Origin of the sequence: Streptomyces sp. DI166 (genome assembly GCF_900091315.1) — a bacterium.
Lineage (GTDB): Bacteria > Actinomycetota > Actinomycetes > Streptomycetales > Streptomycetaceae > Streptomyces > Streptomyces fuscus.
Window position 1 is genome coordinate 1 of the sequence record NZ_FLSP01000148.1, and the last position, 13,576, is coordinate 13,576.

Here is a 13,576-nt window from a genome sequence, read left to right on the forward strand (position 1 = left end):
TCACAGGTGGCGCTCCGGTCGCCGGAGGGCGGGGGTGGTCGTCACAGGTGGCGCTCCCCGTCTCCGGAGGGCCGGGGCCCGGCGCCGGGCCCGGTGGCTGGGGGCGGCGGGGATCGGGCGGGGGTAGGGCTCCGGCGCGGGGGCGGTGGGCGTTCGGGGTGAGGCCGGGGCGGCTGCCGCCGTGCCCGGGCCCGCCGTAAGGACGCGGGCCGGACGCCGTGCCCAGTGACGGCGGGCGGCCGGGGTCGGGGCGACCGCTGTCGTAGCCGGCTCCGTCGTACGAGGAAGGGCCGCGGCGGTCACAGCTCCCCCATCCGTCGGATGACCGGTGCCACTCGTTGGACGCCTTGGCGGTAGGCGGCGCGGGCTGCGCGGCGGGTCAGTTGGCGGACCGGGCCGGGGGCGCGGTCGTGGGACGGGGCTCCGGGGAGGGGGGAGCCGTCGGGGGCCAAGTGGTGGCGGGCGAGTAGGGCGGGGAGGTAACCCGGGGCCGTGGCGGGGGTGTAGTACGGGGTCAGGGGCGGGAGCGGCAGGGCCAGGAGCTTGGCGATCCGTTCGCGGGCCGCGTCGAACGCGCCGTCCGTGGCCACGCCCTGGCGGGACACCCACTCCTCGTCGGGGACCGGCCGGTGGCCCGCGTCCAGCTGGTCCCAGGAGGCCAGGCAGCCGGAGCCGACGAAGTGGTGGTTGCCGAGCTGCTCGCGTACCCCGAGGTCGGTGAGGACCGCGGTGGGGATACGGCGGTGCAGGGACTCCAGCGCGGCCGTGGAACTGACGGTGACCAGCAGGTCGGCACGGTCCAGCACCTCGCCCATGTGCCCGTACACCAGCTGGAAGTTGTCCGGCGCGGCCAGCTTCCCGGCGAGCTTCTGGTACGGCAACTCCTCGATGTGCGTGGTGTGTTCGCCCGGCCTGGAGCGCAGCTTCAGCAGGACCCGGCGCCCGGGGTGCAGCCGGGCGTGCCGGACCAGGCGCTCCAGCAGGTACGTACGGTCCCGGCGGTTCCCGGGGACGGAGGGCTGCGCGGCGAAGACCACCGTGTACGGGTCGCGCTCCCCCGGGTAGGGCGCACCGCCCAGGAACGGCAGCGCCACCTCGGTGACCGCCGAGGCGTCGGCGCCGACGCCCTCGTAGACCGCGCGGAACCGCTCGGCGTCCTGGCGGGAGTTGGCGAGGACGAGGTCGGCACCGTGCCGCAGCAGCAGTCCGTCGGCGAGCTTCTCGTAGACGACGCCGACATAGCCGGTGATCACCACGGGGCGCTTCGCGCGGTTCTCCCACACGCGCTTGAGGCCGTGCAGCATGGCCTGCACCCCGCCGCCGACGAGGGCCAGGACGACCATGTCGTACTGCTCCTCCCCCATCGCGCGCAGGAACTCCACCGCCGTGACCTCGCGCAGCGAGTCCGCGCGCACGCCGACCTCGGCCAGCTGGCGGGCGGTGGGCGTGGCCCGGCCGCGCAGCAGGAATCCGTCGAGGACAAAGGCGGCTTGCGGGCCGTCCCCGGCTCCGGATTCGGCGGCCGGACCCGGGGTGATGCGGCCCGCCGTGAGAGCACCCCATTTCCATCGGGTGTCGGAGTCCGCGAGGACGGCGATGCGCGGCGGCTTCGTTGTACTTGCTGGCACGAAGAAGACGCTAGGAAGCATTTCCCAGGTATAGCCCAACCTCGAATCAACAAAGAGTTAACAACACCCCACCGCGAGTCGAACCGGCCCGCGGAAAGGCGGAATGCACGGGCGATGCACCGATCCGACACATTCAGTTCACCCGTCGTACGCGCGCCGTCAAGTTCCCTCGCGGACCGCCGTTCTAATCTCTTGCGGGTGCCAAAGCTTTCCGTGATCGTGCCGTTCTACAACGTGCAGCAATACGCGCCGGACACACTCAGAAGTCTTCGGGCCAATGCTCGTAGGGACTTCGAGTTCATCCTGGTGGACGACCATTCGACGGATGAGACTCCGGCGATCCTCGAACGCGCTACCGAACAACTCTCGGATGTCGCACAGGTGCGCTACATCCGACGCGAGGTGAACGGAGGACTCGCCACCGCCCGCAACACCGGACTGGACGAGGCGGGCGGGGAGTTCCTCACCTTCCTCGACGGCGACGACTGGCTGGCGCCGGGCTACCTCGGCGAACTTGCCGCCGCCGTCGAGGAGCTGGGCTGCGACTTCGTACGCACCGACCACGTCCAGGCCAAGGCCCGGGCCCGGTCGGTGCACCGGGTGCCGCACGGCCGCCGCGGCGAGGTCCTCGACCCGCGCGCGGCGATCCTGCCCGCCGACCGGACGACCTCCGTGGACTACGCCTACGCCTGGGCCGGCGCCTACTCCCGCCGGCTGCTGGACGCGGGGCTGCTGCACTTCACGGACGGACTGCGCACCGCGGAGGACCGGCCGTGGATCTGGAAACTGCACCGCGAGGCACGGTCGTTCGCCGTGCTCGGCCTGCTCGGCGTCTTCTACCGCCGGGGCGTGGCCGGTTCGCTCACCCAGATCGGCGACGTCCGCCAACTCGACTTCATCCGGGCCTTCGACCAGGTGGTCGAGGAGACGGCGGCCGACCGGGAGGCGGACCGGCTGCTGCCCAAGGCGGTCCGCACCTATTGCGCGATCATCGCCCACCATCTGTCGGACGAGTCCAAGTGGGAACCAGCCGTGGCCAAGCGGCTGCGGTCCATGAGCGCGGCGGCCATACAGCGGATGCCGCAGGACGCGCTCGGAGACGTACTCGACACCATGGACCTGCGCCGGGCCGGCCGGCTGCGGCGGCTGCGGCGCCGGTTCACCACGACCAAGGCGGCCGCATGACTGCTCGTAGGACCACCCGGATCCACTGCGTCTCCACCCTGTACGGCGCCGCCACCCTGGCCGCCGCGCTGGAGTCGGGGTGCTTCGCCGAGGCGGACCGCCGGCTGCTGCTGGTGTTCAACACCTCGGCCTGCCCGGAGACCGCATTGCCGGTCGACCGGATGCCGGGCTTCGAGCCGCTGCGCGACCACTTCGACGCGGTGCACTCCTTCAACGAGGCCATCCGCCCCTTCCACCCCGCCGCCTGGGCACCGCGCCAGGACGACCTGCCGCTGTTCGAGCGGCACTTGCGGCTGCTGTGGGGGCTGGGCGAGGACCGGGTGGAGCTGGTCCTGGAGTCCCTCCAGGTCAACCCGGCGCTCGCGGTGGCGCAGATCTTCACCGGCGCCCCCGTCCATGTCTACGCCGACGGCCTGATGAGCTACGGCCCCACCCGCAACAAGCTCGACCCGCTGGTGGGCACCCGGGTGCGCCGGGTGCTCCACCTGGACCTGGTGCCGGGCCTGACCCCGCTGCTGCTCACCGAGTTCGGCGTGCCCGCCGAGGTGGTGCCCGGCGAGGCTTTCCTGAAGGTGATGGGCGAGATCGCGGGCGCGGTCGAGGAACTGCCGGTACTGCCGGACGACTGCGCGCTGCTGCTCGGCCAGTACCTGTCGGCGCTGAACATCATGACGCCGGAGGAAGAGGAGGAGCTGCACCTCAGGATGGTGCGCGGGGCCGTCGCCCGCGGGCACCGCGCGCTGGTCTTCAAGCCCCACCCCACCGCGCCCGCCCGCTACAGCCGCGCCCTGGAGACCGAGGCGGAGCGGCTCGGCGTCGAACTGACGGTGCTGGACGTCCCGGTGCTCGCCGAGACACTGTTCGAGAAGTCCCGCCCCGCCCTGGTCGTCGGCTGCTTCTCCACCGCCCTGTTCACCGCGTCCGCCTTCTACGGCCTGCCCGTCGCCCGCATCGGCACCGAGCCACTGCTGGAGGGGCTCACGCCGTACCAGAACAGCAACCGCGTCCCCGCCGTGCTGGCGGACGCGCTGCTGCCGGACCTGGAGCGCCGCGCGGGCGAGGAGCCCGTCCCGGCGGACACCCTGGGCGCACTGGTCGCCGCCATAGGGTTCACCATGCAGCCGCAGATTTATCCGGGTCTGCGCCCGCAAGCCGAGGAATATCTCTCCCGGCACCTCGGTCCGCGCACCCGCCGCTATTTCCGGCGCAAGCGGCTGACCGCGCTCGGCCTTCCCGGAGGTGTCCCGCGACGGCTCGCGTTCCTTCCGCACAATTCCACGGTGCGCCGGATCGTGCGGCGGGCGCGGGCGTTGAAGAAGTCCGTGCGGCGCTGAAGGGAAAGGGGAAACAAAACGACGTTCAGGTGAACCCACCAGTACTACGGGGCCAATCATTGGCCGGTCTCCCCGGCCATTCCCCTGCCGCGGGCTAGCGTGCCCAGACGCACCCGGAGAAAATCCGACAAGGGGAATCGCTGTGACCACCACGACCGTCCGCACGGTGATCGATCCGCCCCGGCGGGCGGAACGGACGGCGCACGCCCCCACGCGGCTGCGCGCCCTGGACGGGCTGCGGCTGCTGGCCGCGCTGATGGTGGCCGCCTACCACTACGGCGGGCGGGGCGGGGAGGTCTCGGGCGCCTGGGGCAGTTCCCCGGCCGAGCAGTTCCCCACCTTGCACGGGTACTTCGCCTACGGCTGTCTCGGTGTCCAGGTCTTCTTCGTCATCAGCGGGTTCGTGATCTGCATGAGCGGCTGGGGGCGGCCGCTGAAGTCCTTCTTCGCCTCCCGCGCCGCCCGGCTGCTGCCCGCGTACTGGGCCGCCGTGCTCCTGGTGACCGCGGTGTTCGCGCTGCCGGTGGTGGCCTACGAGGCGGTCGCGCCGAGCGACGCGCTGGTGAACCTGACGATGCTCCAGCAGCCGCTGGGCGTCGACCGGGTGCTCGGGGTCTGCTGGACCCTGTGGGCGGAGGTCCGCTTCTACGCGCTGTTCGCCCTGTGCGTGGTCCTGCCCGGCGTGACCCGGCGGCGGGTCGTGCTGTTCTGCGCGGGCTGGACGCTGGCGGCGGCCGTCGCCGAGGCCGCCGACGAGCCGCTGCTGGACCTGGTCCTGATGCCCGAGTACGCGCCGTTCTTCATCGGCGGTGTCGGCCTCTACCTCGTCCACCGCGACCGCCGGGACCCGTACGCCTGGGGCATCGTCGCCGTGGGCTGGCTGATCGGGCAGCACTACGCGGTGCGCGAGCTGTGGCAGGCGCCGGGGCCGGACGTCTTCGCCCACCGCTCCTCGTTCGGCATCGTGCTGGTGGTGACGCTCGGCTTCCTGGCCGTGGCGGCGATCGCGCTCGGCCTGCTCGGCCGGGCCGACTGGCACTGGCTGACCGTGGCCGGGGCGCTGACCTACCCCTTCTACCTGGTCCACGAGCACCTGGGCTGGGTGGTCATCCGGGCCCTCCACCAGGAGCTGGGCCTGTCCTCGTGGGCGACCTTCGCCCTGACGACCGGCGCGATGCTGCTGCTGGCCCGGCTGCTGAACCGTTACGTCGAGAAGCCGCTGACGCCCCGGCTGCGGGACGCCCTCGCCGGGCGGCGGCGCGGCTGACGGACCCGCCCGGGGTCAGCGCACGCCGTACGGACCCGCCCTGGGTCAGCGCACCCCGTACGTGGCCTCGATCCCGGCGAGGACCATCGTCAGGCCCTCCTCGTAGTGCGCGTCGAAGTCGGCGAAGATCTCCGGGCCCGCCGCCGCCGTGAGGGGGAAGTCGGCCAGCCGCTCGGCCCGGGCCTCGATGGGCGGCACGGCCGCCTGCTCCTCCGTGACGAAGCCGAGGGTGTAGGTGTACGTGGTCGTCGTGGCCCGGACCGCCTGCGGCAGGGTGAAGCCGGCCGAGGTGAACAGGCGCAGGTTGTCCTCCATCTGCTCGGCGTACTCGTTGCCGGTGAAGCTGGAGCCGCTGAAGACCTTGGCGCCGTCGCGGTAGCGGAGCAGTGCCGCGCGCAGTCCGCGGTTGGACTTCAGCAGGCGCTCGCGCCAGGTGTCGGCCGGGTCCAGGTCGGAGTCCGCGATCATCCGGCGGTACATCTCGGTCGCCATCTCGTCCAGCAGGGCCTGCTTGTCCTTGAAGTGCCAGTAGAGCGCGGGCGCCTTGACGTCCAGTTCCTTGGCGATGGCCCGCAGGGTCAGGCCGTGCAGACCGGCCTCGTTCAGCAGGTTCAGCCCGGCGGCGGCCACCTGGCGGCGGTCCAGGGGGGCTCTTCGTTCCTTCGTCACGCTTGACAGCTTAACGCCGTTAAGGCCATCCTCGTGAACGACGGCGCTTAACAACGTTAAGGAGAAATGCCATGGAAACCGACGTTTTGATCGTGGGTGCGGGGCCGACCGGGCTCGCCCTGGGCGTGGATCTCGCCCGGCGAGGCGTGGACGCGCTGGTGGTGGAGCAGGCGGACGCCTTGTTCCCCGGCTCGCGCGGCAAGGGGCTCCAGCCCCGGACGATGGAGGTCTTCCACGACCTCGGCGTCGTCGAGGCGATCCAGGCGGCGGGCGGGCGCTACCCGGTCGGGATGGTCTGGAAGGACGGCCGCCGGCTGGGTGAGCACCACCTGTTCGACCCGGCCGAGCCGACCGAGGACGAGCCCTACAACGACTCGTGCATGGTGCCGCAGTGGCGGACCCAGGAGATCCTCTACGCCCGGCTGCTGGAGCTGGGCGGGAGCGTCGCCTTCGGACGGGAGGCGGTCTCGCTGGAGCAGGACGCCGACGGGCTGACCGTCACCTTCGCCGACGGGGGCACCGTCCGGGCCCGGTACGCGGTCGCGGCGGACGGCGGCCGGTCGGCGGTGCGGCGGGCGCTCGGGGTCGGGATGACCGGCGAGACGGTCGACCCGCAGCCGACGCTGGTGGCGGACGTGCGGCTCACCGGCATCGACCGGGACAACTGGCACATCTGGCCGCCGTCCGAGACCGTGGGCTTCTTCACCATCTGCCCGCTGGCGGGCACCGAGGACTTCCAGGTGGTGGCGCAGTTCCCGGAGGGCGCCGAGGTGGACACCTCCCCGGACGGCGTGCGCAAGACGGTGGCCGAGCGCACCCACCTCGCCCCCGAGGACGTCACCGAAGTCCTGTGGGCCTCGGACTTCCGGCCCCGGGCCGCGCTGGCGGACAGCTTCCGCGTCGGCCGGGTCTTCCTCGCCGGGGACGCGGCGCACATCCACTCACCGGCCGGCGGCCAGGGCCTGAACACCAGCGTGCAGGACGCCTACAACCTGGGCTGGAAGCTCGGGGCGGTACTGCGCGACGGGGCCGGTCCCGGGCTGCTGGACACCTACGAGGAGGAGCGGCGCCGGGTCGCCGCCGACATGCTCCAGCTGACCACCGGGGTCCACCGCGGGGAGGTCCGGCGCGGCAAGGAGACCCGGCAGCTCGGGCTCGGCTACCCCGACTCCTCCCTCACCGAGGAGACCCGCACCGAGCCGGAACCGCTGCGGGCGGGCGACCGCGCGCCGGACGGCAGGCTGGGCGGCGTACGACTGTTCGACGCGTTCAAGGGCCCGCACTGGACGCTGGTCGCCGTCGGCACCGAGGTGCCGCAGGTGCCCGCGGCGGTCCACGTGGTCTGCGGCCCGGAGCAGCCCTACTACGGCCGGGGCCTGTTCCTCGTACGGCCGGACGGGTACATCGGCTGGGCGGGCTCGACGGCGGACGGACTGGACGCCTATCTGGCCCGGTTCAACCTGTAGGCCCCGCCTACGCGCTCGCCATCGTCAGCTTCACCGCGAAGCCGAGGAACAGCGTGCCCGCCGCCGAGGTCGCGCCCGCCGACAGGCGCTTGCGGCGGCGGAAGGCGGCGGCCAGCTTCGTCCCGCCGAATATCAGGGCACTCAGGTACAGGAAGCTGGCGAGCTGGGCGAAGGCGCCGAGCACCACGAAGGACAGCGCCGGGTAGGCGTACTGGGGATCGACGAACTGCACGAAGAAGGCGACGAAGAACAGGATCGCCTTGGGGTTGAGCAGACTGACGACGAAAGCGCGCCTGAAGGGCCGCTCGTCGGCGGCCGGGGCCGGGGCCTGTTCGGCGGTGGCCTCCCGCCGGGTCCGCCACATCCCCCAGGCCGCCCGCAGCATGCCGACGGCCAGCCAGGTCAGGTAGCCGGCACCGGCGTACTTCACGACGGCGAACAGCACGGCGTTGGTCTGCAGCAGCGAGGCCACTCCGGCCGCGGACAGGGTCATCAGCACCGTGTCCCCGCACCAGACGCCGGCCGCGGCGGTGTACCCGGACCGGACGCCCTTGCGGGCGGCCACGGAGAGCACGTACAGCGAGTTGGGGCCGGGCAGCAGGACGATCAGGATCAGGCCCGCGAGATAGGTGGGAAGGTCGATCACGCCGAACATGGAAGGGAGTGTCGCACGAGGGTGTGACACTCCCTTACCGGATTTCGCAGGGCGAGACGGACGGCCCCTCAGAAGGCGTCGGAGGGCACGTAGGTGCCCCAGACCTCGCGCAGCGCGTTGCAGACCTCGCCGACCGTCGCGCGGGCGCGCAGGGCGTCCTTCATCGGGTACAGGACGTTGTCCTCACCCTCGGCGGCCTTCTTCAGCGCGGCCAGGGCGGTGTCCACGGCCTGCTGGTCGCGCTCGGCGCGGAGCTTGGCGAGCCGCTCCGCCTGCTGGGCCTCGATGGCGGGGTCCACGCGCAGCGGCTCGTACGGCTCCTCCTCCTCCAGCTGGAAGCGGTTGACTCCGACGACCACCCGCTCGCCGGAGTCGGTCTCCTGGGCGATGCGGTAGGCGCTGCGCTCGATCTCGCTCTTCTGGAAGCCCTGCTCGATGGCGGTGACCGCGCCGCCGAGCTCCTCGACCTTGCGCATCAGCTCCAGCGCGGCCGCCTCGACCTCGTCGGTCATCTTCTCGATGACGTAGGAGCCCGCGAAGGGGTCGACGGTGGCCGTCACATCGGTCTCGTAGGCCAGCACCTGCTGGGTGCGCAGGGCGAGGCGGGCCGACTTGTCCGTCGGCAGCGCGATGGCCTCGTCGAAGGAGTTGGTGTGCAGGGACTGGGTGCCGCCGAGGACCGCCGCGAGGCCCTGGACGGCGACGCGGACCAGGTTCACCTCCGGCTGCTGGGCCGTCAGCTGCACACCGGCGGTCTGCGTGTGGAAGCGCAGCATCAGCGACTTGGGGTTCTTGGCGCCGAACTCCTCCTTCATCACCCGCGCCCAGATCCTGCGGGCCGCGCGGAACTTGGCGACCTCCTCCAGGATCGTCGTACGGGCCACGAAGAAGAAGGACAGCCGGGGCGCGAAGTCGTCGACGTCCATGCCGGCGGCGACGGCCGTACGGACGTACTCGATGCCGTCGGCGAGGGTGAACGCGATCTCCTGCGCGGGGGACGCGCCGGCCTCGGCCATGTGGTAGCCGGAGATCGAGATGGTGTTCCACTTCGGGATCTCGGCCTTGCAGTACTTGAAGATGTCGGCGATCAGCCGCAGGGACGGCTTGGGCGGGAAGATGTACGTCCCGCGCGCGATGTACTCCTTCAGCACGTCGTTCTGGATCGTGCCGGTGAGCTTGTCGGCGCTGACGCCCTGCTCCTCGGCGACCAGTTGGTACAGGAGCAGCAGCAGGGCGGCGGGCGCGTTGATCGTCATCGACGTGGAGACCTTGTCCAGCGGGATGCCGCCGAACAGGACGCGCATGTCGTCGATGGAGTCGATGGCCACACCGACCTTGCCGACCTCCCCGGAGGCGATCGGCGCGTCGGAGTCGTGGCCCATCTGGGTGGGCAGGTCGAAGGCGACCGACAGGCCCATGGTGCCGTTGGCGATGAGCTGCTTGTAGCGGGCGTTGGACTCGGTGGCGGTACCGAAGCCGGCGTACTGGCGCATGGTCCAGGGGCGGCCGGTGTACATCGTCGGGTAGACACCGCGGGTGAAGGGGTACTTCCCCGGTTCGCCCAGCTTCTCGGCCGCGTCCCAGCCCGCCAGGTCCTCCGGCCCGTAGACCGGCTCGATGGGCAGTCCGGACTCAGACTCGCGCGCCATGGTGTGTTGCCTCCCGCCGAGCAGTTTCGCTCGCTGCCTATTACTCACTGGTACAGCCCGACCCTTCGACGGACTGTAGCCGCGTGCGGCGCGCCCGGAGGAGTGCAGCACGCTGGGACCTTCCTCACAGCCGCGATGCGGTCCCGGTCACAACGATGCACCGTCGTTCGCAACCAGTCATCCGCGGGGAGCATCTCTAGGGACATCCACGTCGTTGGGGGGCCGGATGGTGAGCATGAGGAGATCGGCCGCGGCACTGGCGTCGGCGGCCGTACTCGCGGGCTGCACGGTGCAGACGGGCGAGGACGGCGGGTCTCCGGTACGGATCGACCTGCCGGACCGTGAGCCGTCGGCGTCGGCGTCCACCGGCGGGAAGCCGTCGGACGACGCCAAGCCGAGCGCCTCCCCCTCCTCCCCCGCGCCGCCGAAGGTCCTGTGGTCGCGGGGCGACACCGGCCGGGACGTCCGGGAACTGCAGGCCCGGCTGCGGCAGGTGGCGTGGCTCTTCGACGGACCCACGGGCACGTACGACGACCTGACCGAGCGGGCGGTGAAGGGGTTCCAGGGCAAGCGGGGGCTGCCGCGGACCGGGAAGACGGACACGGTCACCTGGAAGCGGCTGCTGGGGATGACCACGGAGCCGGGGAAGTGGGACCTGTATCTGATGGGCGGGCAGCCGGCCGCCGAGCCCGATCCGCGGTGCCTGACCGGGCGGGTGCTGTGCATCGACAAGACCAGCCGCACACTGCGCTGGATGATCGACGGGCGGACGCTCACCACGGTGTCGGTGCGCTTCGGCTCGCAGTACACGCCGACCCGGGAGGGCGTGTTCCAGGTGTACTGGAAGTCCCGGCACCACCACTCCACGCTGTACGACTCGCCGATGCCGTACGCGATGTTCTTCAGCGGGGGCCAGGCGGTGCACTACTCGTCCGACTTCGCGGCCCGGGGATACGCGGGCGCGTCGCACGGCTGTGTGAACGTCCGGGACGAGGGAGCGATCGCGGAGCTGTTCGAGCAGGTCCGCAACGGCGACAAGGTCGTCGTCTCCTGGTAGCTGTGGGGCGCGGACGGGACCGGGGGAACGTGTCCCGCCCGCGCCAGGTGCACGAGCCGTAGGTACGGGGGGAACCCCGGCTCAGTGCGAGGGCCGATGACCAGTCGGCTCACTTGATACTGCGCCCCCGTCGCCGAAAACGTCACACCCCGCGCGAAAAAATCTTGCGGCTTTACAAATTCGCAGGTCAGCGGGTGTGTCGTGGGGGGTGGCAGGGGAGCATGGGGAAGCCGTGCCGGGCCGTCGGTCAGCGTGCCGGGCGCTGGGCGCGGGCCAGGGCCGCGGCGGCCGGGGAGTCGGCCGGGGTGGCGGTGGAGCGGGCGTGGCGGTCGTCGCCCCGGCCGTGGTTCCTGCCGTGGCCGTCGCCGTCGTGGTCCTTGCCGTGGCCGTGACCGTTCCCGTGGCCACGGCCTCGGTCGCGGTCGTCGTCGTCCTGGTCGTCGTCACCGTCGTGGTCCTTGCCAGGGCCGTCGGGCTTGGTGCGTTCGTGGTCGCCGCCGAACCCGGCGAGCAGGCCCTTGCAGTACTTCGCGACGCGGCCGGGGTGACCCGCGAGCGTTTCCAGGGCCTGGCGGCGTTCGTCGGAGAGGTGACGGCCCGCGCGGAAGTCGCGGCAGGCGGCGGCCACGGCGGTACGGGACCAGCCCTCGTCGGTGTCCTTGTGGCCGTCGCCGGGGGTGGGGTCGGGCCGGGTGCCCGGCTGGTGCGGGGTGGCCGGGGGCTGCACCGTCCCGCTCAGTTCCCTGCCGGAGGGGGGCTCGCCGCCCAGTGTGTTCTTCGGGGACGGAGATGTCTGCGGGCGGTCGGGCGCGGCGGCCGAGACCGAGGCGGCGGGCGTCGGTTCGTCGCTGTCGAAGGGCGTGGGCAGGGCTCCGGTTCCGGCGGCGACCGCGACTCCGCCGAGCATGCCGACGGCGAGCGCGGCGGCGAGCCCGAAGCGGGCCCGGCGCGCCCAGCGGGGGGCCCGGGTCCTTTCTACGGGGGTGCCGATCCGGACCAGGCCGACGTCCGCCGCGTCCTCGCCCGCGGGGGCGCCGGAGGCAGCGTCACGAGGGGTGCGGGCCGCGCGGAACGCCGCCAACGCGGCGGCCTCGCCGGGGAGTTCGGTGCTGATCGGGGCCGGTTCGGCGGTCAGCGCCTCCAGCGTCTTGGCGAGGCGTTCGGCTTCGTCCCGGTCGGCCGCGTCGACAGCGTCCAGTGGCTCTCCGTTCAGCAGACGTTCCGCCGTCTCGGGGTCCAGCCATCTGAAGCGCTCGTCGGCCATCACACATCCTTCTGCGTCCGCGCGCGCGTATGCGTCACACTCGCGGACGTCACCGCACGCCCGCGCGGTTCTCGCGGAGAGGGCATCGCGTCGAGGACCCCGGCCGATTCCGGATCGGTGCCGGGCGGGTCGCCGAGAAGTTCGGCGAGGCGCTTCAGACCCCGGTGCGCGGCGGTGCGTACCGCGCCCGGACGCTTGCCCAGGGTGTCGGCGGCGGTCTTCGCGTCGAGGCCGACGACCACGCGCAGGACGACGGCCTCGGCCTGGTCCTGCGGGAGCCGGGCGATCAGGGACAGGGTGCTGTCGGTGGCCAGCGCCTCGATGGCCTCACCGGCGGTGTCGCACTCGGCGGCACGTCCGGTCAGCTCCGTCTCGTCGCCGACGGTCGCGGGGCGGCGCCCGCGCATGCGTATGTGGTCCAGCGCGCGGTTGCGGGCTATTCGGGCGGCCCAGCCGCGGAAGCGGTCCGCGTCCCCGCTGAAGCGCTCCAGGTCCCGGGCGATCTGCAGCCACGCCTCCGAGGTCACGTCCTCGGCGTCGAGGTCGCCGACCAGGGTCCGTACGTATCCGAGCAGGCGAGGGTGCACCGTGCGGTACACAGTCCGGAACGCGGTCTCGTCCCCGTCCTGTGCCGCAAGCAGCGCGGCGGTCAGCTCCGCGTCGTCCCCCAGCACTCGGTACCTCGGTTGGTGGTCAGGTGGATGCCCCGGTCAGGCGGGCCCGCCGACGGTTTCAGTGATCATTCAACTTTTCCGTGCGGCGCGAAAGGCACGTTACGACCTGAAACCGCTGCTCGTCCATGTCCGTACAAGGCGGAACACAGTCGGGACAACGCGGGGTGTGACAGAAAACGCACTCTCGGCGCTGTAGGAAGTACGGGCCGCCGCGCGGCCCGTGCCGCGCGACGGCCGGGGCCTCTCCTGTGGGGGGTGGCGGCCCCGGCCGTTGCTTTGGCAGGGGTGCGGGGGGTCTCGCGTCAGTTCTTCGGGCCGGTGGTCCGGCCGCCGCCGGCGTTGCCCGTCCCGTTCTGCGCGCCCTGGCCGTTCTCACTGCCCCGGTCCGGCTGACCTGCGGCGCTGCGGCCCTTGTCCGCCTCGCCCGCCTCGTCGCCCAGCAGGTTCGCGCAGTACGTCTCGACCTTGTCCGCGCCGCCCGCCGCCTCGGTCAGCCGCTTCCAGGCCGCCGACTCCAGCGCCCTGCCGCTGCCCGACACGCGCGGGTAGGCGCGGCAGTGGGCCTCGGTGTCCTTCGCGGTGTCCGGGCGGTCGGTCGGGCCGTGGCCGGGAGTGTTCGGGCGGGTGCCGGCGGGGCCGGGGTCCGACGGGGCCGAGGCCGCGGTGGACGGGGTGCGTGCGGTCCCGGAGTCGGAGGCGTCCGTGGAGGAGCCCGCCGTGCCGATCGC

At 72.1% G+C, this 13,576-nt stretch carries 11 protein-coding genes and 1 pseudogene; 5 read left to right on the top strand and 7 right to left on the bottom strand.

Annotated elements, in window-relative coordinates; genetic code table 11:
* Positions 1 to 299: 299 nt before the first annotated feature.
* Positions 300 to 1,628, bottom strand: a complete 1,329-nt coding sequence (locus tag GA0115233_RS37720; RefSeq protein ID WP_093724976.1) for a DUF6716 putative glycosyltransferase — start codon at positions 1,626 to 1,628, stop codon at positions 300 to 302.
* A gap of 198 nt (positions 1,629 to 1,826) precedes the next feature.
* Between GA0115233_RS37720 and GA0115233_RS37725 the strand changes: the two genes are divergently transcribed.
* The 3 genes from GA0115233_RS37725 to GA0115233_RS37735 all read left to right on the top strand — a co-directional run bounded on the left by GA0115233_RS37725 (position 1,827) and on the right by GA0115233_RS37735 (position 5,414).
* The gene (locus GA0115233_RS37725; RefSeq protein WP_093724977.1) at positions 1,827 to 2,813 is read left to right on the top strand and encodes a glycosyltransferase family 2 protein; all 987 of its coding nucleotides are present in this window, start codon (positions 1,827 to 1,829) and stop codon (positions 2,811 to 2,813) included.
* Positions 2,810 to 4,147: an alpha-2,8-polysialyltransferase family protein gene (locus GA0115233_RS37730; RefSeq protein WP_093724979.1), complete on the top strand. Its 1,338-nt coding sequence runs from the start codon at positions 2,810 to 2,812 to the stop codon at positions 4,145 to 4,147. Before GA0115233_RS37725 ends, GA0115233_RS37730 begins: the two co-directional genes overlap by 4 nt.
* A gap of 166 nt (positions 4,148 to 4,313) precedes the next feature.
* Positions 4,314 to 5,414, top strand: a complete 1,101-nt coding sequence (locus GA0115233_RS37735; RefSeq protein ID WP_250746670.1) for an acyltransferase family protein — start codon at positions 4,314 to 4,316, stop codon at positions 5,412 to 5,414.
* A 45-nt stretch (positions 5,415 to 5,459) separates the two neighbouring features.
* Here the strand turns inward: GA0115233_RS37735 and GA0115233_RS37740 are convergent, their stop codons facing one another.
* Positions 5,460 to 6,083, bottom strand: a complete 624-nt coding sequence (locus GA0115233_RS37740; RefSeq protein WP_093724983.1) for a TetR/AcrR family transcriptional regulator C-terminal domain-containing protein — start codon at positions 6,081 to 6,083, stop codon at positions 5,460 to 5,462.
* A 71-nt stretch (positions 6,084 to 6,154) separates the two neighbouring features.
* Here GA0115233_RS37740 and GA0115233_RS37745 point away from each other — a divergent pair, with 71 nt between their 5' ends.
* Positions 6,155 to 7,549: an FAD-dependent oxidoreductase gene (locus tag GA0115233_RS37745; protein ID WP_093724985.1), complete on the top strand. Its 1,395-nt coding sequence runs from the start codon at positions 6,155 to 6,157 to the stop codon at positions 7,547 to 7,549.
* A 7-nt stretch (positions 7,550 to 7,556) separates the two neighbouring features.
* Here the strand turns inward: GA0115233_RS37745 and leuE are convergent, their stop codons facing one another.
* Both leuE and GA0115233_RS37755 read right to left on the bottom strand, forming a co-directional pair.
* Positions 7,557 to 8,204, bottom strand: a complete 648-nt coding sequence (gene leuE / locus GA0115233_RS37750) for a leucine efflux protein LeuE (RefSeq protein ID WP_093724987.1) — start codon at positions 8,202 to 8,204, stop codon at positions 7,557 to 7,559.
* A 68-nt stretch (positions 8,205 to 8,272) separates the two neighbouring features.
* On the bottom strand, positions 8,273 to 9,853 hold the full coding sequence (locus GA0115233_RS37755; RefSeq protein ID WP_093724989.1) for an acyl-CoA mutase large subunit family protein: 1,581 nt from the start codon (positions 9,851 to 9,853) through the stop codon (positions 8,273 to 8,275).
* Between the two features lie 235 nt (positions 9,854 to 10,088).
* Here GA0115233_RS37755 and GA0115233_RS37760 point away from each other — a divergent pair, with 235 nt between their 5' ends.
* Positions 10,089 to 10,910: a L,D-transpeptidase family protein gene (locus GA0115233_RS37760; protein WP_093724995.1), complete on the top strand. Its 822-nt coding sequence runs from the start codon at positions 10,089 to 10,091 to the stop codon at positions 10,908 to 10,910.
* A gap of 247 nt (positions 10,911 to 11,157) precedes the next feature.
* Here GA0115233_RS37760 and GA0115233_RS37765 read toward each other — a convergent pair whose 3' ends face one another.
* The 3 genes and pseudogenes from GA0115233_RS37765 to GA0115233_RS41375 form a co-directional block, all read right to left on the bottom strand.
* Positions 11,158 to 12,174 (bottom strand): hypothetical protein, encoded by a 1,017-nt coding sequence (locus GA0115233_RS37765; protein ID WP_093724991.1) that lies wholly within the window; start codon positions 12,172 to 12,174, stop codon positions 11,158 to 11,160.
* A complete protein-coding gene (locus GA0115233_RS37770; protein ID WP_093724993.1) occupies positions 12,174 to 12,848 on the bottom strand; it encodes an RNA polymerase sigma factor in 675 nt (224 codons plus the stop codon). The genes GA0115233_RS37765 and GA0115233_RS37770 overlap by 1 nt, the downstream gene beginning before the upstream one ends.
* Before the next feature lie 302 nt (positions 12,849 to 13,150).
* Positions 13,151 to 13,576: pseudogene (locus GA0115233_RS41375) on the bottom strand (hypothetical protein); the annotation flags it as partial.